We start from the raw sequence: 622 nt of genomic DNA on the forward strand, positions 1-622 counted from the left end.
GGCGTCCACCCGGTGGCGCTTGAGCTGCGGGCTGCGCGCCAGCGGCAGCAGCCCCATGCACAGGTTGCCCATGCACTCCAGCGGTTCATCGCGCAGGCTCCCGGCGCCGCACAGCGCCCGGACCCGTTCCAGCGCTGTCGCGCCGAGCGGCCGCAGCGCGTCGTGCATCCGCAGCTGGGCGAACGCCTTGAGCAGCATACCCACGTGGCGGCCCTCGGCGCTGTCGAAGCGTTCCGGGTGCAGCGCCAGGTGCACCGCTACCCCCGTCAGTACACCGCGTGCGAGCCGGGCGTCGTCCCCGTCTTCGTCCCCGCCCAGCCGCGCCAGCGCGTTGGCAATCTGCGCGAGATGGCTGAGGTCAAACTCCCGCCACGCGAGCGGGGGCCGGCCCAGGCGTGCCGCCAGCAGCCTGGCCGCCTCCCGCAGGCCGCTCTCCTGCGGCCACCTTGACAGCGCATTCAGCGCCATCGCCACTGCCTGCGCGTCCATCGCCTCGCGCAGCGCCTCGTCGGTGGCGAGCCGCTGCGCCAGGGCTCGCACCGCGTCCCCAGCTTCAGGCGCCTCCGGCCATCTGGACAGCGCATGCAGGGCCATCGCCACATCCTGTGCGTTCATCGATTTG

Annotated in this window: 1 protein-coding gene; it reads right to left on the bottom strand. The window is 73.0% G+C overall.

Annotated features, from left to right (window positions below):
• Positions 1-622 (bottom strand): hypothetical protein (locus AB3X89_RS40115; protein ID WP_368588043.1); only part of this gene is annotated, 622 nt, incomplete at both ends.

The sequence above is a fragment of the Paraburkholderia sp. BR14320 genome, assembly GCF_040948665.1.
GTDB lineage: Bacteria > Pseudomonadota > Gammaproteobacteria > Burkholderiales > Burkholderiaceae > Paraburkholderia > Paraburkholderia youngii.